The 18,326-nt window shown below is 71.3% G+C and carries 17 protein-coding genes and 1 riboswitch; of the genes, 7 read left to right on the top strand and 10 right to left on the bottom strand.

Going from position 1 to position 18,326, the window contains the following annotated elements; all coding sequences use genetic code 11:
• Nucleotides 1–452 precede the first annotated feature (452 nt).
• Together QMZ92_RS24630 and QMZ92_RS24625 are read right to left on the bottom strand one after the other, a co-directional pair.
• On the bottom strand, nucleotides 453–1,265 hold the full coding sequence (locus tag QMZ92_RS24630; protein WP_283299645.1) for a putative protein N(5)-glutamine methyltransferase: 813 nt from the start codon (nucleotides 1,263–1,265) through the stop codon (nucleotides 453–455).
• Nucleotides 1,266–1,395: 130 nt separating this feature from the next.
• A complete protein-coding gene (locus QMZ92_RS24625) occupies nucleotides 1,396–1,842 on the bottom strand; it encodes a hypothetical protein (protein WP_283299644.1) in 447 nt (148 codons plus the stop codon).
• A 111-nt stretch (nucleotides 1,843–1,953) separates the two neighbouring features.
• Between QMZ92_RS24625 and QMZ92_RS24620 the strand changes: the two genes are divergently transcribed.
• From QMZ92_RS24620 to QMZ92_RS24610, 3 genes are all read left to right on the top strand, one after another.
• Nucleotides 1,954–2,796 carry a helix-turn-helix domain-containing protein gene (locus QMZ92_RS24620; RefSeq protein WP_283299643.1) on the top strand — a complete coding sequence of 281 codons (843 nt, stop codon included), beginning with the start codon at nucleotides 1,954–1,956 and terminating at the stop codon, nucleotides 2,794–2,796.
• Complete coding sequence (locus QMZ92_RS24615; protein WP_283299642.1) at nucleotides 2,777–3,046, top strand: DUF397 domain-containing protein; 270 nt, start codon at nucleotides 2,777–2,779, stop codon at nucleotides 3,044–3,046. Before QMZ92_RS24620 ends, QMZ92_RS24615 begins: the two co-directional genes overlap by 20 nt.
• Nucleotides 3,047–3,383: 337 nt before the next feature.
• Nucleotides 3,384–3,788 (top strand): Uma2 family endonuclease, encoded by a 405-nt coding sequence (locus QMZ92_RS24610; protein ID WP_349307759.1) that lies wholly within the window; start codon nucleotides 3,384–3,386, stop codon nucleotides 3,786–3,788.
• Here the strand turns inward: QMZ92_RS24610 and QMZ92_RS24605 are convergent.
• Entirely contained in the window at nucleotides 3,769–4,761 is a 993-nt protein-coding gene (locus tag QMZ92_RS24605) for an amidohydrolase family protein (RefSeq protein ID WP_283299641.1), read from the bottom strand. The genes QMZ92_RS24610 and QMZ92_RS24605 overlap by 20 nt on opposite strands.
• A gap of 306 nt (nucleotides 4,762–5,067) precedes the next feature.
• Here QMZ92_RS24605 and QMZ92_RS24600 point away from each other — a divergent pair, with 306 nt between their 5' ends.
• Nucleotides 5,068–6,672, top strand: a complete 1,605-nt coding sequence (locus tag QMZ92_RS24600; protein WP_283299640.1) for an ATP-binding SpoIIE family protein phosphatase — start codon at nucleotides 5,068–5,070, stop codon at nucleotides 6,670–6,672.
• 126 nt (nucleotides 6,673–6,798) lie between these two features.
• On the opposite strand, the gene groL is transcribed toward QMZ92_RS24600, so the two are convergent.
• The 4 genes from groL to thrC all read right to left on the bottom strand — a co-directional run bounded on the left by groL (nucleotide 6,799) and on the right by thrC (nucleotide 11,096).
• Nucleotides 6,799–8,421 (bottom strand): chaperonin GroEL, encoded by a 1,623-nt coding sequence (groL, locus tag QMZ92_RS24595; protein WP_138054546.1) that lies wholly within the window; start codon nucleotides 8,419–8,421, stop codon nucleotides 6,799–6,801.
• Between the two features lie 467 nt (nucleotides 8,422–8,888).
• Nucleotides 8,889–9,092, bottom strand: a complete 204-nt coding sequence (locus tag QMZ92_RS24590) for a cold-shock protein (protein ID WP_003986833.1) — start codon at nucleotides 9,090–9,092, stop codon at nucleotides 8,889–8,891.
• Between the two features lie 442 nt (nucleotides 9,093–9,534).
• Nucleotides 9,535–9,810: a MoaD/ThiS family protein gene (locus tag QMZ92_RS24585; RefSeq protein WP_283299638.1), complete on the bottom strand. Its 276-nt coding sequence runs from the start codon at nucleotides 9,808–9,810 to the stop codon at nucleotides 9,535–9,537.
• Complete coding sequence (gene thrC / locus QMZ92_RS24580; protein ID WP_283299637.1) at nucleotides 9,807–11,096, bottom strand: threonine synthase; 1,290 nt, start codon at nucleotides 11,094–11,096, stop codon at nucleotides 9,807–9,809. Before thrC ends, QMZ92_RS24585 begins: the two co-directional genes overlap by 4 nt.
• 17 nt (nucleotides 11,097–11,113) lie before the next feature.
• Nucleotides 11,114–11,260, bottom strand: a riboswitch (SAM riboswitch).
• A gap of 132 nt (nucleotides 11,261–11,392) precedes the next feature.
• Between thrC and QMZ92_RS24575 the strand changes: the two genes are divergently transcribed.
• The 3 genes from QMZ92_RS24575 to QMZ92_RS24565 all read left to right on the top strand — a co-directional run bounded on the left by QMZ92_RS24575 (nucleotide 11,393) and on the right by QMZ92_RS24565 (nucleotide 15,185).
• Entirely contained in the window at nucleotides 11,393–12,352 is a 960-nt protein-coding gene (locus QMZ92_RS24575) for a glucosyl-3-phosphoglycerate synthase (protein ID WP_283299636.1), read from the top strand.
• Between the two features lie 89 nt (nucleotides 12,353–12,441).
• Nucleotides 12,442–13,320, top strand: a complete 879-nt coding sequence (locus QMZ92_RS24570) for a DUF11 domain-containing protein (protein WP_283299635.1) — start codon at nucleotides 12,442–12,444, stop codon at nucleotides 13,318–13,320.
• Between the two features lie 359 nt (nucleotides 13,321–13,679).
• A complete protein-coding gene (locus tag QMZ92_RS24565) occupies nucleotides 13,680–15,185 on the top strand; it encodes an alpha,alpha-trehalose-phosphate synthase (UDP-forming) (protein WP_283299634.1) in 1,506 nt (501 codons plus the stop codon).
• Nucleotides 15,186–15,548: 363 nt separating this feature from the next.
• Here QMZ92_RS24565 and otsB read toward each other — a convergent pair whose 3' ends face one another.
• From otsB to QMZ92_RS24550, 3 genes are all read right to left on the bottom strand, one after another.
• Nucleotides 15,549–16,400, bottom strand: a complete 852-nt coding sequence (otsB, locus tag QMZ92_RS24560) for a trehalose-phosphatase (protein WP_283299633.1) — start codon at nucleotides 16,398–16,400, stop codon at nucleotides 15,549–15,551.
• A gap of 61 nt (nucleotides 16,401–16,461) precedes the next feature.
• Nucleotides 16,462–16,701 (bottom strand): DUF3263 domain-containing protein, encoded by a 240-nt coding sequence (locus QMZ92_RS24555; RefSeq protein ID WP_138054541.1) that lies wholly within the window; start codon nucleotides 16,699–16,701, stop codon nucleotides 16,462–16,464.
• Nucleotides 16,702–16,992: 291 nt separating this feature from the next.
• Nucleotides 16,993–18,270: an ABC transporter substrate-binding protein gene (locus QMZ92_RS24550; RefSeq protein ID WP_283299632.1), complete on the bottom strand. Its 1,278-nt coding sequence runs from the start codon at nucleotides 18,268–18,270 to the stop codon at nucleotides 16,993–16,995.
• Between the last annotated feature and the right edge of the window lie 56 nt (nucleotides 18,271–18,326).

The raw sequence follows: 18,326 nt of genomic DNA, 5'->3' as shown, positions 1-18,326 counted from the left end.
CCTGCGGCGCTGTCCCTGCCCGCCCACCACCGAGGAACCCGTTGGAGACCCCGACCCGAGCGTCGGGCCCAAGCCATGCCCACTCAACGACCAGGGGCCGACCGCACCAATCCTCCGCCATCACCCCAGCTCAACCACTCGAAGCGAAACGGGGAGGCTAGCCGTTGTCGATCGGATTTCCCGGGCGTTCCACGGGCAGAACACACGCTCACAGAGCGAAGGTCCCTGCTGCCGACAGCAGGCACCTCCTCGTTCACGCTTCGGCGATCGGCGGCACGAGGCGCCGTCCGCGACTTGGACGGCTCAGATTGATGCGCTGCGGCCTTCGGGTGCTCGGACGGACATGTCGGTTGCGTACCGCGGCCGTCGATGACCACGAGCACGCCGGTCCACCGAAGACCCCCGCATCCGTCACCGAGAGCGCCGCCCTCCTCCCCGAGGACGGCGGCCCGTCAACCGGCCGGTCTCGTCCCGACGACGACGGTGGCGTACAACTCGTCGCACGTGGCCACCCGCGCCAACAGACCACTGCCCGCGACCGCCGCCAGCGCGTCCGCCGCCTGTCGTTCGCTCGTCTCGAACAGCAGGATCCCGCCCGGCGCCAGCCAGTCCCCGGCCTCCGCCGTCACGCGCCGCAGCACGTCGAGCCCGTCCGTGCCGCCGTCGAGCGCGACCAGCGGCTCGTGCACACGGGCCTCGGCCGGCAGCAGCCCGACCTCCCCGGTCGGTACGTACGGGACGTTCGCGGCCAGGATGTCGACGCGCCCCCGCAGCCCGCCGGGCAGCGACTCGAACAGATCGCCCTCAAGCACCCGTACGCCCTCCGGGACATTGCGCCGGGCGCAGCGGACCGCGTCCGGCTCGATGTCGGAGGCGTACAGCTCCACCCCGGGGCCGGGCAGTGAGGCCACCAGCGCCGCCCCGACGGCACCCGAACCGCAGCACAGGTCGACGACCACCCCGGCGTCCGGCCGGGCGGCCGCCGCCCGGCGCACGAGGAACTCGGTACGGCGCCGGGGCACGAACACCCCCGGCTCCACGGTGATCCGCAGACCGCAGAACTCCGCCCAGCCGAGGACGTGTTCCAGCGGATGGCCGCAGGCCCGCCGCTCCACCATGGCGACGAGCTCGGCACGCGACCGGGCGGCGGAGAGCAGCAGCTCCGCCTCGTCCTCGGCGAAGACACAGCCCGCGGCGCGCAGTCTGCCGACGACGGCGGGAAGAGAAGGAGAGGGCGAAGAGGAAGGATCGAAGGAGAACGACAAGGGGAGCCTCTCGGAAGTTCCGAAACGGGGCTCCCTCACACACCTTCGGCGACGCGGAGGCGAGCACCCGGTCCTGCAGCAGCGGTAATGGGTCTCACCTCCCGGCGTCCTGGTACTGGAGTCACCAACCCTATCGCGGCCCTGTCCGGGGCAGCCTCCCCTGCCGGTTGCGCTCCCTGACCCGTACCCGCAGCAGTACGGCAGGCGGCACGTGCCGCAGCGCGTCGGGAGGGCAGCCCCACTCCCGCCCGCCTCCCGGCGGCCGTAGTTGCACGTACGACCCCTCGCGCCCCATCACGCGCCCGATGCGCCCGTCCCGCGAGTCGATCACGTAGTCGCCCTCCCCTACCGCGTTCACCCCGCGGGCCCCATGGAGCACCGCGGCGAGCCGGAGTGCGGTGTCCAGGTTGCAGCACCCCAGGTCGACCAGGGGATACGCCCCCGACTCGCTCGTGAGCGACACGAGGTCCACGCGCAGCGACGGCAGGGTCACGCCCGTCGAGTCGAACTCGTCCCGCAGCTGCGCCACGACCTTCTCGGCAGCGCGCAACCGTCCCTTCGGAGATGGTGGGACCACCAGGCACCTCCACTCTCGGTATGCACGTTCCCTACACAGCGTGGTCATGGAGGGCTAGCCTGACCAGTGTCGAAGGCCCAACAACCCGACCTGCGCAACACGGAGTTGACCTTGCCTGGACCGAAGGATCTGGACCCGTCCACCTCTCCCAGGGCCCTGCTCGGCGCCGAACTGCGCCACGCCCGCGAGAACGCCGGCCTCAGCCAGCGGGAGCTCGGCGAACCGCTCTTCGTCAGCGCGTCGTTCATCGGCCAACTGGAGGCAGGCACAAGGCGGATGCAGCCGGATGTCGCACGCAGGGTCGACGAGATACTCGGCACGAACGGCTTCTTCGAGCGGAACTGCCTCGCCGCCAACAAGTCCAGGTACCCGGACCACTTCGCCGAGGCGGCCGAGGCGGAAGCGGTCGCGACGACGATCCGCGAGTACGCGCCGCTGCTGGTCCCGGGGCTGCTGCAGACAGAGGCGTACGCACGGGCGGTGTTCCGCGCCTACCAGCCGACCGCCCCGGAGGCCGTCATCGACGAACTGGTCGAGGCAAGGCTGGAACGGGCACGGCTCCTCGACGATCCAACAACACCGATGTTGTGGACGGTCCTGGACGAGGCGGTCTTACGCCGCCGTGTCGGCAGCGCGGCGGCGATGGCGGAGGCGCTGCGGCACATCGAGGCACTGGCGCGACGGAACCGGGTGATCGTGCAGGTAGTCCCGTTCTCGGTGGGCGCCCACATGGCCATGGGTGGCACCCTCAAGTTGATGGGTTTCACGGATGCACCGCCGCTCGCGTACACAACCGGCTTGGAAACGGGGCAGCTGGACGACGACCTGTCCAGAGTCGCCCGCTGCAAGCTGACTTACGATCTGCTCGCAGCCAACGCACTTGCGCCATCAGAGTCCCTGGCCCTGGTCGCATCGGTGGCGGAGGATTACACCCATGAAGATCAGCAGCCCTGAGTACGGCCTGAGTTCGACGGTCTGGCGCAAATCCAGCTACAGCGGCTCCAGCGGCGGCGACTGCCTCGAAGTGACCACCTGGCGCAAGTCGACCTACAGCGCTGGGGATGGCGGCGACTGCCTCGAAGTCGCCGACGACCACCCCGGCATCGTCCCCGTGCGCGACTCCAAGAACCCCGACGGCCCGAAGCTCGTGTTCCGGACCGCCGTCTGGTCCGTGTTCGTGGACGGGGTCAAGACGGACCGCTGAGCAACTCCACGACGGGGTCCGGGGCTTGAGCCTCGGGCCCCGAGCGCTCTGGACAAGGAATGGTGAAGGGCCCCAACCCGCCCACCCTCCCCGTGTGTTGACTGTTCGCGATCATTTAGCTACGGAGGGTCCCGATCCTTTAGCGTGTCCGGAACCGAACAGCCCCCGTCAGGTGCGCCAACACCAGCGGGGGCTTGACCACCTAGATCGAAGAGGCGATCCGGATGGCTGACAGCCAGTTCAGTGCCCCCTCCCTGCCCGCGCACGCCGCTCCGCACCCGATGGCCCGCCCCGGCTACGGACGCGAAGCTCCCTCCCGAGCCGCGCCCGGCGCCTCCTGTCCTCCGGGTCCTCGAACCTGTACTCCGACCAGGGCCTGGTGATCCCGACGTACCGAGCCGGCCGCGCCAGACCCGATGGAACCCTCGCCCCGGTCGGCTACTTCGCCGGTCGTGGCGAATGGACGCACCCGGAGGGCGTCCTCATGGTCGCGGAAGTCACCTCACACGACTCCGGCACCCGTCGTCGCGACCACGACGACCAGCGCGTGGCCTACGCCACCGCCGGAATCCCCGTCCACCTCCTCGTCGATCGGGACACCGACAGCCTCCTCGTCCACAGCGAGCCGGACGGCGACACGTACCGGTTGTGCCGGTCGTACAAGTACGGTGAGACGGTCGCTCCCCCCTCCCCCGTCGGTATCACCCTCGACACCGAGAAGCTCAAGGACTACGCCGGCTGACGTGCCGCCCGGCCCCGCCGCCGAGCCGGGCGGGGCTCTCGGCCGGCAGCAGGCCGGTTCCGGCCTCAAGGACGTGCTCCGCCTCCTCGGGGGCGAGCGTCCCCTCGACGAAGGTGACGGCCAGGCGCAGCTTGTCCCCGGTCTGGTAGGGGAAGTCCGTGCCCAGCACCAGCCGGTCCGCGCCGTACGAGTCGACCGCCGCGCGCAGGGCGGGCGCGTGGCCGTGGGCGACGGTGTCGTAGGACATCCGGCGGGCGGCGGACGTCGGCAGCTCGATGACGTCGGGCGCCTCCCGCGGTACGTGGTCGTCGGCGCGCGGCAGCAGCAGCGGCAGGGCTCCGCCGAGGTGCGCGTGGACGATCCGCAGCCCCGGGAAGCGGATCGGGACGCCTTCGAGGATCAGGTGCATCGCGCAGATCGTGTCCTCCGTCGGCGCGCCCACCATCCATCGCATCCGGTTCCGTGCGATGAGCGGTGAGCCCGCGTCCCGGCCGGCCGGGTGAAGGCTCAGCACCGAGTCCCGGTGGTCCAACTCCTCGAGGAGCGGCCGGAAGGCCGGGTCGCCGAGACTCCGGCCGAGTACCGACGTCGTCAGCCCGGCGCCCGCCATCCCCAACTGGTCGAGGGCGCGGGTCAGTTCTTCCAGCGAGGCGTCCAGGTGCGGGAGCGGCAGTGCGGCGAAGGCGGAGAAGCGGTCCGGGCGGGCGCGTACGACTTCCGCGTAGTGGTCGTTGGCCAGGCGGGCGGCCGTGACGGCCTCGGTCTCGTCCGGGAAGTACGGCGTCTGCGGGGAGACCGAAAGGATCTGGTGGTCGATGCCTGCGGCGTCGTTCATCGCGAACCGCGCGTCGAGTTCCGCCGGGCTGTCCCCCGCCCCCAGGCCCCTCTGCGTACCGGTGTCGTCCCGTCCGTAGGACTCGAGGAGGCGGAGGTAGTCCTCGCTCCACAGATGGGCGTGCACATCCGTCCGCACCTCTTCAGCTTCCCGCCGCCCCCCGCCGCCACCGGGCGGGAGTCCTGGACCCGGCGAGCCGCCGTCCGGACGGGAGGCGGACGCGGTCGGGGCGGACAGGGTTTGGGGCGGACACGGTCGGGACGGCCCTGTGGCGTGCTCCCGGAGGGCCCCCACCACTGAGCGTGCGATTCCATTTCCCGCTCCGCAATCGTCATCACCGGTCAGAATCGGACTTTCCGGGTATGCCGTAAGGCGTTGCGGTGAGATGTCCGAATACCGCTGCCGCGGTCACGGCTATGGGCAGAATCCGTCCGGGAGGCAAGCATGGAAGGCATCACCACGGCGGTCGCATCGGAGTCCGATCTAGACACCGGTGCCGCCGGAGGCTGTCACTGCCGGACGATCCCGCGCCCGGGGGCTCGCGCGGGTTCCGCCGAGGAACGCTTCCGGGGACTGCTGGAGGCGGCGCCGGACGCCATGGTCATCGTCGACGACAGCGGAACCATCCGCCTCGTCAACGCCCAGACCGAAGCCCTCTTCGGCTACCGACGCGACGAACTCCTCGGCCGCCCCGTCGAAATCCTCGTCCCCAACCGCTTCCGCAACCACCACGCCGCACACCGCAACGGATACACCCACAACCGCCAGGTCCGCCCCATGGGCGCCGGACTCGAACTCCACGGCCTCCGCAAGGACGGCACCGAATTCCCCGTCGAAATCAGCCTCAGCCCCCTCGAAACCACCGACGGACTCCTCGTCTCAGCCGCCGTACGCGACGTCAGCGAACGAAAAGCCGCCGAGGAACGCTTCCAGGCCCTGTACGAGCAGCAGCGGCACGTCGCCCTGACCCTGCAGCGCAGTCTGATGGGCACGCCACCGGCCGTGCGCGGCCTGGACACCGCGAGCCGCTATCTGCCCGCCACCCAGGGCGCGGGCGTCGGCGGCGACTGGTTCGACCTCGTACCACTCGGTGCCGGACGGGTCGGCATCCTCATCGGTGACGTCATGGGGCGCGGCCTGGAGGCGGCCGCCATCATGGGGCAACTGCGGTCCGCGGCCCACGCCCTCGCCAAGACGGGTATGCAGCCGCGGCAGTTGATGCACGCGCTCGACTCGATCGTCGCCGAGCTCGACGGGCCCGACCAGCTGGTGACCTGCTGCTACCTGATCGTGGCGCCGGACGCGGGAGAGGTGACCATCTGCTCGGCCGGGCATCTGCCGGCTCTCGTCGCGGAGCCGGGCGGGGGCGTACGGTCCCTGGAGGCGCCGGTCAGCGTGCCCCTGGGCGTGGGGGACCATCTGCACCAGCAGACGACGGTGGCGGTCGCTCCCGGGTCGAGTCTGATCCTCTTCACCGACGGTCTGATAGAGACACCGGCGGGAGACATCGAGGAGCAGCTCGACGCGCTCATCGACGCGCTCGATCTGGCGTTCGCCTCGGCGCACGACCTGGAGACGGTGGTGGACCGGGTGCTGGCGTCGGTGCTGCCCGCCACCGAGCACCACCACGACGACGTGACCCTGCTCGTGGCCCAGTTGCCGGCGGCCCCGCTGGCCACGGCGGCGACGGAACTCCCGGCGGCCCCGTCGTCGGTGTCGCAGGCCCGGGCCTTCCTCGCCAAGTCCCTGGTCGACTGGGGCTGCGCCCAGGTCTCCGACGACGCACAGCTGCTGGTGTCCGAGGTGGTCACCAACGCGATCCAGCACGGAGAGGGGCCGGTGCGCCTGCTGATGCGGCGCAACAGCACCGAGCTCACCGTGGAGGTGAGCGACCACAGCCACCATCCGCCCCAGCCCCGGCTGGCTGCCGCCGACGACGAGTCGGGGCGGGGCCTGATCCTCGTCGAGACGCTGGCGGGCAGCTGGGGCGTCCGCTCGACGGACGACGGCAAGACGACGTGGTTCACGCTCCACCTGGGGCCGCTGTAGCGGGCCCCGCCCGGCACGCGATCGTACGCACGCGCCGTCCGCCGCGCCGGGGCGCAAAGGCCGAGGGCGGCACCCCGGGTGGGGTGCCGCCCTCGGTTCAGGACGGCGGATCGACCTTCGGGTCGATCAGAAGTCCATGTCACCGCCCGGCATGCCGCCCGGAGCGGCCGCGGCGGCCTTCTCCGGCTTGTCGGCGATGACGGCCTCGGTGGTGAGGAACAGCGCGGCGATCGACGCGGCGTTCTGCAGCGCGGAACGCGTCACCTTGGCCGGGTCGATGATGCCCTCGGCGATGAGGTCGACGTACTCGCCGGTCGCGGCGTTCAGGCCGTGGCCCGGGGTCAGGTTGCGCACCTTCTCCACCACGACGCCGCCCTCGAGGCCGGCGTTGACGGCGATCTGCTTCAGCGGGGCCTCCAGGGCCAGCTTCACAGCGGCGGCACCGGTGGCCTCGTCACCGTCGAGCTCGAGCTTCTCGAAGACCTGGGAGGCCTGGAGCAGGGCCACGCCACCACCGGCGACGATACCCTCCTCGACGGCCGCCTTCGCGTTGCGGACGGCGTCCTCGATGCGGTGCTTGCGCTCCTTGAGCTCGACCTCGGTCGCGGCGCCGGCCTTGATGACGGCCACGCCGCCGGCCAGCTTCGCGAGGCGCTCCTGCAGCTTCTCGCGGTCGTAGTCCGAGTCGGAGTTCTCGATCTCGGCACGGATCTGGTTGACCCGGCCCTGGACCTGGTCGCTCTCGCCGGCACCGTCGACGATCGTGGTCTCGTCCTTGGTGATGACGACCTTGCGGGCGCGGCCCAGCAGGTCCAGGCCCGCGTTCTCGAGCTTGAGGCCGACCTCCTCGGAGATGACCGTGCCACCGGTGAGGATGGCGATGTCGCCGAGCATGGCCTTGCGGCGGTCGCCGAAGCCCGGAGCCTTGACAGCGACGGACTTGAAGGTGCCGCGGATCTTGTTGACGACCAGGGTCGACAGGGCCTCGCCCTCGACGTCCTCGGCGATGATCAGCAGCGGCTTGCCCGACTGCATGACCTTCTCCAGCAGCGGGAGGAGGTCCTTCACCGAGGAGACCTTGCCGTTGTAGATGAGGATGTACGGGTCCTCGAGGCCGGCCTCCATGCGCTCCATGTCGGTCGCGAAGTAGGCCGAGATGTAGCCCTTGTCGAAGCGCATGCCCTCGGTGAGCTCCAGCTCCAGACCGAAGGTCTGGGACTCCTCGACGGTGATGACGCCTTCCTTGCCGACCTTGTCCATCGCCTCGGCGATGAGCTCGCCGATCTGGGTGTCGGCGGCGGAGATGGAGGCGGTGGAGGCGATCTGCTCCTTGGTCTCGACCTCCTTGGCCTGGTCGAGCAGGGCACCGGAGACGGCCTCGACGGCCTTCTCGATACCGCGCTTCAGGGCCATCGGGTTGGCGCCGGCGGCCACGTTGCGCAGGCCCTCGCGGACCAGCGCCTGAGCGAGGACGGTCGCGGTGGTCGTACCGTCACCGGCGACGTCGTCCGTCTTCTTGGCGACTTCCTTGACCAGCTCGGCGCCGATCTTCTCGTACGGGTCCTCGAGCTCGATCTCCTTGGCGATGGAGACACCGTCGTTGGTGATCGTGGGGGCGCCCCACTTCTTCTCGAGGACGACGTTCCGGCCCTTGGGGCCAAGGGTGACCTTGACGGCGTCGGCGAGCTGGTTCATCCCGCGCTCGAGACCGCGCCGTGCCTCCTCGTCGAACGCGATGATCTTGGCCATGTGAAGTGGTCCTCCCGGACTGGGGTGGATTGCTCCGGACCGCGCTGGTGCCCGCGACGGACGGCCTGCACGCCTTGTGGTTCCTTGCCCCACCCGGCCTGCGGGCCTCACCGACCCGGTCCTTCGTTGTCACTCTCACTCGTAGAGTGCTAACGCCAATGATTAGCACTCGGACCCGGCGAGTGCAAGGCGCGACCGCGACTCGGGCGTCCATCAGGACACGGCGGATGGGTCCGGACCCGGACCCGGCGCAGCCTCGGCCCGCACACGTCGCAGGTCGCGACCCCGCGCACGGCGGCGAGCGGTCCGGCCCGACCCGGAACCATGACCCGCGCACGGCGGCGAGCGGTGCGGCCGCGGCGGAAGGCGGCCCCGGACACGGCCGCGGCGGAAGCGGCCCCGGACACGACGGAGGGTCCGCGCCCCTGGCACGGACCCTCCGTCACGTTGCTGCAGTCAGTCGGCGCTCAGCCGGCTACGCGGACCATGTCCGCCTGCGGCCCCTTCTGGCCCTGCGAGATCTCGAACTCGACTCGCTGACCCTCCTCCAGGGTGCGGTATCCGTCCATCTGGATCGCGCTGTAGTGGACGAAAACATCCGCACCACCGTCGACCGCGATGAAGCCATACCCCTTCTCCGCGTTGAACCACTTGACGGTGCCCTGAGCCATGCCTAACTCCCCTATTACTGGCCCTTGCACAGGACCGCACTTCGCGGACCCGGGTCAGACCTCACCCAGCGGAGTCCCCCGGTGCCCGGAGGGGCATACGGATGACCCATGGATGTGCGCCGGAACGCGTCGACCGCGGCTGAATGTATCTGTCCAACTGCCGTCTGCAACAGGTCAATCGGACGAGAATTCCGGGCAGGACCGAAAGGATGAATTAGCAGAAATGTGAGCGTTCCCGGGCAAGTCGGGCCGGGCAAAGCGCACTTATTGCGCATCACGCTCGAACACTTTGGCTGTTTCTTGTCGTGCGCGACCGCATTCTCATATGCGCCTGGCACACGCAGCGGAGGGGGCTTCCCCAACTCTATCGCGCTCAACCATGCAGAAACGCCCCCTCCGCCGAGCTTGCGGAGGGGGCGCTTCTGCTGACTCTGCGTGGCGATCAGCCGCCTGCCACCGCGGGGATGATCGACACCCCGGCACCGTCCGGCGTCGCCGTCTCCAGGCCCTGCTCGAAACGCACGTCGTCGTCGTTGACGTACACGTTCACGAAACGGCGCAGCTTGCCCTGGTCGTCCAGGACCCGGGCCGCGATGCCCGTGTGGTTCTTCTCCAGGTCGGCGATGACCTCGGCGAGGGTGGCGCCCTCGGCCGGGACCTCGGCCCGGCCGCCCGTGTAGGTGCGGAGGATGGTGGGGATGCGGACGTTGACGCTCATGCGAGGCCAGCCTCTCGGAAGGAGTCCAGGTTCGGGCGGATGACTGCGGACATACCCGTGGTCGGGGCCACCGCGTCGAGGGTCTTGAGGCCGTCACCCGTGTTGACGACCACCGTCGTGAGGGCCGGGTCGATCACTCCGGCCTCGATCAGCTTCTTCGCCACACCGAGGGTCGTACCGCCCGCGGTCTCGGTGAAGATGCCCTCGGTGCGGGCCAGCAGCTTGATCGCGTCCACGATCTCCTCGTCGGTGACGTCCTCGACGGCACCGCCGGTGCGCCGGCAGATGTCGAGCACGTACGGACCGTCCGCCGGGTTGCCGATCGCCAGGGACTTGGCGATGGTGTCCGGCTTCTGCGGCCTGACCACCTCGTGGCCGGCCTTGAACGCCACGGACACCGGGGAGCAGCCCTCGGCCTGGGCGCCGAAGATCTTGTAGGGCCGGTCCTCGACCAGACCCAGCCTGATCAGCTCCTGGAGCCCCTTGTCGATCTTGGTGAGCTGGGAGCCGGAGGCGATCGGGATGACGATCTGGTCCGGCAGCCGCCAGCCGAGCTGCTCGCAGATCTCGTACGCCAGCGTCTTGGAGCCCTCGGCGTAGTACGGGCGGAGGTTGACGTTGACGAAGCCCCAGCCCTCGCCCGCCGGGTCGCCGATGAGCTCGGAGCAGAAGCGGTTGACGTCGTCGTAGTTGCCCTCGATGCCGACCAGCTCTCCGCCGTAGACGGCGGCCATGACGACCTTGCCCTGCTCCAGGTCGTGCGGGATGAACACGCACGAGCGGAAGCCGGCGCGCGCGGCCGCGGCGCCGACGGCACCGGCCAGGTTGCCGGTGGAGGAGCAGGAGAGGGTCGTGAAGCCGAAGGCCCGGGCGGCCTCGATCGCCTGGGCGACGACCCGGTCCTTGAAGGAGTGGGTCGGGTTGCCGGAGTCGTCCTTGACCCAGAGTCCGCCGGTGACGCCGAGCTCGCGGGCGAGGTTGTCGGCCTGGACGAGCTTGGTGAAGCCAGGGTTCAGGTTCGGCTTGCTCGCCACGTCGGCGGGCACGGGCAGCAGCGGCGCGTAGCGCCAGATGTTCTCCGGACCGCTCTCGATCCGCTTGCGCAGTTCCTCGGCGTCGCCGCTCGGCAGGTCGTACGCGACTTCGAGCGGCCCGAAACAGGCTTCGCAGGCGAAGATCGGACCGAGGGCGAAGCGCTCGCCGCACTCGCGGCAGGAGAGCCCGGAGGCGGGGCCCAGATCGACGGTGTCGGCAGAATCGGTGGTGGCAACAGTCTGCACAGCCATGGAGGCGAGGCCCTTTCTCCTCATCTTCCCCGCGGTGCGTTTCACCGCGAGACGGAATTGGCACCTTCCCTAGCCGTGAGCCTCGGCCGCGATGGGCGGCGAGATCGGCTGGAGGGTTGCCGGGGCTTCAACGGGCCGTGTCCCTCTGCCCCTCTGGATGAGCGGTATTCGATTGTCTCGATTCGATTGTCTCGGCGCGGCGACCCCGACATGCATCGGCGGTCCGCGTTGTTCAAGACTGTAACCGAACCCCCGGACGCTTGAGATGGTCGTCCGATCCGCGAGATGGAGATCACGTGCTGGAAGAGGTGGAGCGCTGGCTGGCCCGGCGGTCCTGGTCGATGGCGGACCGCCCACTGGACCGGCTGCTGTCCGCCAAGCAGGACACCACGGTCAGCGTGGTGCTCCCCGCACTGAACGAGGAGGCGACGGTCGGGGAGATCGTCGCCGTGATCCGGCGCGACCTGATGACCGACGCGGTGCCGCTCGTGGACGAGCTGGTCGTCGTCGACTCGGGGTCGACGGACCGCACCGCCGAGGTCGCCGCACGCGCAGGCGCCCGGGTGGTGCACCGGGACGCGATACTCCCGCGCGTCCCGGCCGTGCCCGGCAAGGGCGAGGTGCTGTGGCGCTCCCTCCTGGCGACCGTCGGCGACGTCGTCTGCTTCGTGGACGCCGACCTGAAGGAGTTCTCGGCGGACTTCGTGTCCGGGACCGTCGGACCGCTGCTGACCGACCCCGAGGTGCAGTTCGTCAAGGCGATGTACGACCGGCCGCTCGGTGACGCACCCGGCCAGGGCGGGAGGGTGACCGAGCTGGTGGCGCGCCCCCTGCTCAATCTGCACTGGCCGCAGCTCGCGGGATTCGTCCAGCCGCTCGGCGGGGAGTACGCGGCGCGGCGCTCGCTGCTGGAGCGGCTGCCCTTCCCGGTCGGCTACGGGGTGGAGCTGGGCCTGCTGGTGGACGCGCTGCACACGGTGGGCCTGGACGCGCTGGCGCAGGTGGACGTAGGCGTGCGGCTGCACCGCCACCAGGACGGGCAGGCGCTGGGCCGGATGGCGGCGGCGATCTACCGCACGGCCCAGCTGCGCCTTTCGCGCGGGCACCTGGTCCGCCCGGCACTGACCCAGTTCGAGCGCGGCGAGGGCGGTTTCGTCCCGAGGACGCACGCGGTGGACACGGAGGAGCGTCCGCCGATGGCGGACATCGCCGAGTACGCGAGCCGGGCGGGGCGGCGCAACACGGGCGCGGCGTAACACGGCCCAGCCGGAATGATTGCCTACATTTCGGACTTATGGGCAATTCGAGTTCACAGCGTGCTCGGGTCTTCCGTTCCGTTCGGGCCGTGTCCGGCCAGGACCTGACGAGGGACCGCGGGCGCAGCAGAGGCGATCGGCCCCGGTTCCTCGGGGCCCTGGCGGTCACCGCGGGTGCCGCGGCCGTCACGACGGGCTTCGTGCCGGCGGCTGCCGCCCTGTCGGCGCCGGCCCCCGATCTGGAGATCACCAAGACTGCGTCGGCGAAGAGGGTCGCCCTCGGGGACACCCTCACGTTCACCATCAGGGCGACGAACAACGGCGAGCGGGACCTCCCCGACGTGCGCTTCACCGACGATCTCGGCGGCACCCTCGACGACGCCGTCTACGACCGCAACGCCCGGACCACCCTCGGCCGGGTGGTGTACGCCGAGCCCGTGCTCTCGTACTCGGGTGCCATCCCGGCCGGGAAAACGGCGACCGTAACCTACTCGGTCACCGTGGGCGGCGAGGACGGCGGCGACGGCGGCGACGGGCAGCTCGGCGGCGGCCTGGAGGTCCAGTCCCCGCGGTCCAACTGCGCCACCGGCACCAGGGACGCCCGGTGCACGGCGGCGCCCGTGGCCGAGGAGGTCGGGGAGCTCGGGGCTCCCCGGACCGACCGCGGCGACGAGGAGAGTCACGACCACAGCCTCGAACAGCGCCATGAGGACGGTCTGGAGGAGGACGCCGAGGGCGGCGCCCGGGGCGGGCCGGGCGTGCCGCCTGCCCCCGGCGGCCCCGGCAACGCGGCGGGCGCCGGACAGGCCGGTGCCCCGGCCCACGGCAGCGGCAGCGGGGCCGTCGGCCAGATCGCGGCGGCCGGCCACGACAGCGAGCGGCTCTGGCTGCTCGGCGGAGTGGCCCTGGCGCTCTCGGCCGCCGGCGCCATCGCGCTCGCGGCCACGCGCGACCGGGGAAACCATTGACCGGGTGCGCGCCACCGGTCTCGGGCCGTCGCCGGGGGGACGGCCCGTGACCGGGCGGGCGGGCGGTCCGGGACCGCGCGCGACGGTCCCCGGCCGGGGTGGCGGGTCCGGGACGGCGAGTGACCGCGCCGGAACGGCGGTCCCAGCCGGGCGGCAGGCGGCCCGGGCCGACCGACAACCCGGACCGGGGCGTCACGTGTCCCGAGCCCGGTCCCCGGTGGTCGCCCGGGTCGGCGCGCAGCCGGTCACCGGCTGCGCCTCCAACGATCGTGGGCAGGTCTCCGACGATCTCCGGCGGTCTCCGGCCACGGAGTCCGCCGTACGTTTGAGCGGTTCCAGGAAGGGCTAGGTTTCGCGACATGGTCTCTGAGCACGGGCACGCCGCACGAGTTCTCGTCGCCTCCAACCGGGGCCCCGTCACGTACGCCTTCCGGGAGGACGGCACGCTCGACGCACGGCGCGGCGGCGGCGGACTGGTGTCCGGGCTGTCGGCCATCGGCCCCGAGGCGGACGCCCTGTGGGTGTGCTCCGCACTCGGCGACGGGGACCGCGAGGCGGTACGGCGCGGGGTCGGCGAACCGGGCGTGCGGATGCTGGACATCGACGCCGCCGTACACGCCGACGCGTACAACGGCATCGCGAACTCGGTCCTGTGGTTCGTCCACCACATGCTGTACCAGACACCGCTGGAGCCCGTCTTCGACGCCGAGTTCCGGCGCCAGTGGGTGGCGTACGAGGCGTACAACCAGGCCTTCGCGCAGGCCCTGGCCGAGTCGGCCGCCCCGGACGCGGCCGTACTGGTGCAGGACTACCACCTCGCCCTGGTACCGGGCATGCTCCGGGACCTGCGGCCCGATCTGCGCATCGGCCACTTCTCGCACACTCCGTGGGCCCCGCCGGACTACTTCCGGATGCTCCCGGACGACATCGCCGAGCAGTTGCTCCTCGGGATGCTCGGGGCGAACCGGCTGGGGTTCCTGACCCAGCGGTGGCTCGGCGCCTTCCAGGACTGCTGCCGCCGGGTCCTGGCCGACCACGACGTGGACCCGCACTGGCCGAAGGACGGGCCGCCCAGCCTCGAGTACCGGCTGCGGGGGCACCGCCGGCGGCGGACCGAGCTCGGGGTGCACGGCCTGGGCGCCGACGCGGACTTCCTGCGGGAGCGTTCGCGCAGGCCGGACGTGGACGAGCGCATGGCCGCACTGCGCGAGCAGATCGGCGGCGACGAGCGCGGACCGGGCCGCCGGAAGACGATCGTGCGCGTGGACCGGACCGAGCTGTCCAAGAACATCGTGCGCGGACTGCTCGCGTACCGCACGCTGCTGGACGAACGGCCGGAATGGCGCGAGCGGGTCGTGCACATCGCCTTCGCCTATCCCTCGCGCCAGGACCTGGCCGTGTACCGCGACTACACGGCCGAGGTCTCCCGGGTCGCTGAGGAGATCAACGCCCGGTACGGGACGCCCGGCTGGACCCCGGTGCTCCTGCACGTCAAGGACGACTTCGCCCGCTCGCTGGCGGCGTACCGAATGGCGGACGTCGCCCTCGTGAACCCCATCCGCGACGGGATGAACCTCGTCGCCAAGGAGATCCCCGTCGTCTCCGAGGCGGGCTGCGCACTGGTGCTGTCGCGCGAGGCGGGCGCGTACGCGGAACTCGGCGACGACGCGCTGGTGGTGAACCCGTACGACGTGACGGGCACGGCCGACGCGCTCCACCGGGCGCTGTCCATGCCGGACGCCGAACGCGCGGAGCGCAGCAAGCGCCTGGCTGCGGCGGCGACCGCGCTGCCACCGCAGCAGTGGTTCCTGGACCAGCTGCACACGCTGGAGGCGCTGGACGAGGGCGTCACGGAGGCGGACTGACACGGGGCGGGTGCGCCCGGCCTCCCGGTGGCGAGCGGCGCTTCCGCACGCGCACGCCCCCCGCGTACCGGGCACGCACACGCCGGTGCGCGTTCCGGGCTTCGCCCTGCCGCACGGGCCCGACCGGGCCCGCGCCGGACGCCGTCCGCCCGGGCATGCGACCGGTGCCGCGTCCGCCGAGGTCGGCACGGGCCGACCTAGTGCTGTGGCCGGAAAGGTTTGCCGGGAAGCTCGCGGCGTACGGTGCGGTGCATCGCAAGACGGAGGATCGCCCTCGTACCGGGCGTACTCGGGCGCCTCCGACACCGCCCGCGAGGTACCGTGCCGGGCGCCGCGAGCCGGTGAACCCTTCCGGTCACAGCACTAGGCGCGCTGCTCGATGCGGTCCGCCAGGGCGGCGAGGAACCCGACGACGGCGGCGGGGCCCGGCAGCGGGAGGTCGGCGCGCTCGGCGAGTTCGGGGACCTCGCCGCCGCTGCAGAGGAGCAGTCCGGGCACTCCGTCCGAACGGAGCTTCTCCACGGCCGCGTAGGCGGCCAGATCACCGAGGTCGTCGCCGGCGTAGACCACCGCGGAGGCGTTCACCTCGCGGACGTACTCGGCGAGGGCGATGCCCTTGTCGACGCCCGGCGGGCGCACTTCGAGGACGAGGCGGCCCGGTTCGACGATCAGTCCGTGACGCGCGGCGAGATCGGCGATCGGCTCGCGCAGCGCCTCGAAGGCGGCCTGCGGGTCGTCGGCGCGGCGGGTGTGCACGGCGACCGCGCGGCCCTTCTCCTCGATCCAGGTGCCCCGCCACACCCCCATCGAGTCGAGGAGGCCGGGCAGCCCGGCCCGTACCGCGGCGACGCCCGGGTGCTCGGGCTGGGCGTGGACGGTGCCGCTGACGGCGTCCCACCGCTCGGCACCGTAGTGCCCCAGGACGACGAGGTGTTCCAGACCCTCGACGCCGGCGAACCCGCCGTACCGGACGGCGACCCCGGCAGGCCGGCCGGTCACCACGACGACCGACCTCACGAGCGGCGCGAGTCGCGCCAGCGCGGGCACCGTCGAGGGATGAGCCCTCGCCTGCTCGGGATCCGGGACGATCTCCGCCAGCGTCCCGTCGAAGTCCAGTGCGACCACGCTCTCCGAGGGCCGTTCGAGGACCGCGGCGAGCCCCTCACGGCCGGCGGCTGTGGTCGGTTCCGGCAGTGCGTTGGAGTAGCTGCCCATGGTCCGACCCTATCGACGCGGCTCCCGCTCAGCTACGGCGCGCGGCGCACTCCCCGGCGCGTCACCGCCGCGCCCGCTGCGCTTCCCGGACCCGCCGCAGGCGGTTCACCGTCACGGGGTCGTGGGCGAGGGCGCGCGGGTCGTCCAGAAGGGCGTTGAGGAACTGGTAGTAGCGGGTGGGGGAGATGCCGAGCTCTTCCCGTATCGCCCGCTCCTTGGCGCCGGGCCCGGCCCACGACGCCCGCTCGAAGGCGAGCACGGCGCGGTCTCGCGCGGGGAGGTCGTCGAGGTCGTCGGTCATATCAGCAACATAACCGTCCCCCCGGACAGCGCAGTGCGCCGGGCGAACGGGTGATTCCGGCCAGACCTCTACGCGCCGGGCGCACGCCCGGCGCCGGCAGGGGCGCGACGCGGCACGTGTCCCGCCCGGGACCTGCCCCGGATCGGAGACCGGGCCCGTCCCTAAAGCCCCGCTCTCCCCACCCCGTTCGCCGAGCGGAACCCGGGGGGTGCCGACCGCAACGCCCCGCCGCCGCCCCGAGACCTCCGACCGCGGACGAGGGCCGGGACGCGGCCCGGAAGACCGCCCGCGCTATTCCGCGTCCGTCTCGCTCTCCGCCTGCGCCGCGTCGTCGGCGATCCGGCTCAGCACCGCCGCCGGGTCTCCCTGCGGCGCGACGGCGTCGCCGATGTTCCGCTTCACACTCGCGCTGACCTTCGCCCAGGACGTCTCGCCGGACGGGTACAGCTCGGACGTCGGCAGCGCCTCGAGGAACTTCCAGAGGCGCTTGTGCCTGTCGTCCGCCGCCATCGCCTCACTCGCGCTCACCGTCACCGGGAGGATGTCGTAGCGCTCGGAGAACTCCAGGACGTTCGTGTCGCTGTAGGCGAAGTCGAGGAAGCGGCCGATCTCCTTGCGGTGGCCGTTCTGCTTGAACGCCATCATCCAGTCCGCCACGCCCATCGACGCCCGGGCCCTGCCGTCCGCACCGGGCATCGGGACCATCCCGACCCGGATGCCCTTCTTCTCGGCCTGCTGCATGAGGGTGGGATGGCCGCTGAGCATGCCGACCTCGCCGCGGGTGAACGCCTCGAAGGCATGGGCGCGGTCGAGTTTCCCGGGCGCGACGGGTCCGGTGAGCCCGGGGGTGACGAGGTTGTCCTTCAGCCAGGTGAACGTGGCGACGTTCTGCCTGGAGTCGATGTCGTAGGTGCCGCCGTTGCGGTCGCGGTAGCCGCCGCCCCCGCTCAGCATCCAGATCATCGTCTCGGCCTGGGACTCCTCGGAGCCGAGCGGCAGGGCGAAGGGGTACTTCACCCCGCGCGCCTTCAGCCGCTCCGCCGCGGCACGCAGCTGCGGCCAGTCTGCCGGGGCCTCGACGCCGGCGTCGGCGAACAGCTTCTCGTTGAAGAACAGCAGCCGCGTGCTGGCCGCGAACGGCAGGCCGTACTGCACCCGCCCGGTCTGGCCCGCCTCGCTCAGCTCCGGCAGGAAGTTGGCCTGCGTGGGGATCGTGACGAGTTCGTCGACACGGTACAGCCTGTTCTCGTTGGCGTAGTCGGCGTAGGCCCCGATCTGGGCGATGTCCGGGGCGTTGCCGCCGGCCACCATCTCGGCGACCTCGCGGTCGACGTCCTTCCAGGAGTGGACCTCGACGTCGACCGTGACGCCGGGGTTGCCCGCCTCGAACCGGTCCGCGAGTTCGTCCCAGTACTTCCGCGAGGAGTGCTCCGCGCCGTTCCCGTAGTCGGCGGCGACCAGCCGGAGGGTCACGTCGTCCGATCCCCCCGTGCTGCCGCACCCCGTCAGGGCGATGGCCGTACCGAGTGCGACCCCCGCCGCCACCAGAGAGATGTAGCGCCGCTGCACGCTCTGTTCCCCACCTTGTTGTGCTTGATCCTTAAAGGTAGAGGTCTACACCACAC

It is taken from the genome of Streptomyces sp. HNM0645 (genome assembly GCF_030056615.1).
Taxonomy (GTDB): Bacteria; Actinomycetota; Actinomycetes; order Streptomycetales; family Streptomycetaceae; genus Streptomyces; species Streptomyces marianii.
This window is presented reverse-complemented; position numbering and strand designations above follow the sequence as displayed.

Excerpts from the sequence above, each read along its gene's own strand:
- QMZ92_RS24615 (WP_283299642.1), top strand. The coding sequence starts at position 2,777 with ATGAAGATCAGCAGCCCTGAGTACGGCCTGAGTTCGACGGTCTGGCGC.
- QMZ92_RS24600 (WP_283299640.1), top strand. The coding sequence starts at position 5,068 with ATGGAAGGCATCACCACGGCGGTCGCATCGGAGTCCGATCTAGACACC.
- groL (WP_138054546.1), bottom strand. The coding sequence starts at position 8,421 with ATGGCCAAGATCATCGCGTTCGACGAGGAGGCACGGCGCGGTCTCGAG.
- QMZ92_RS24590 (WP_003986833.1), bottom strand. The coding sequence starts at position 9,092 with ATGGCTCAGGGCACCGTCAAGTGGTTCAACGCGGAGAAGGGGTATGGC.
- QMZ92_RS24585 (WP_283299638.1), bottom strand. The coding sequence starts at position 9,810 with ATGAGCGTCAACGTCCGCATCCCCACCATCCTCCGCACCTACACGGGC.
- thrC (WP_283299637.1), bottom strand. The coding sequence starts at position 11,096 with ATGGCTGTGCAGACTGTTGCCACCACCGATTCTGCCGACACCGTCGAT.
- QMZ92_RS24565 (WP_283299634.1), top strand. The coding sequence starts at position 13,680 with ATGGTCTCTGAGCACGGGCACGCCGCACGAGTTCTCGTCGCCTCCAAC.
- otsB (WP_283299633.1), bottom strand. The coding sequence starts at position 16,400 with ATGGGCAGCTACTCCAACGCACTGCCGGAACCGACCACAGCCGCCGGC.
- QMZ92_RS24555 (WP_138054541.1), bottom strand. The coding sequence starts at position 16,701 with ATGACCGACGACCTCGACGACCTCCCCGCGCGAGACCGCGCCGTGCTC.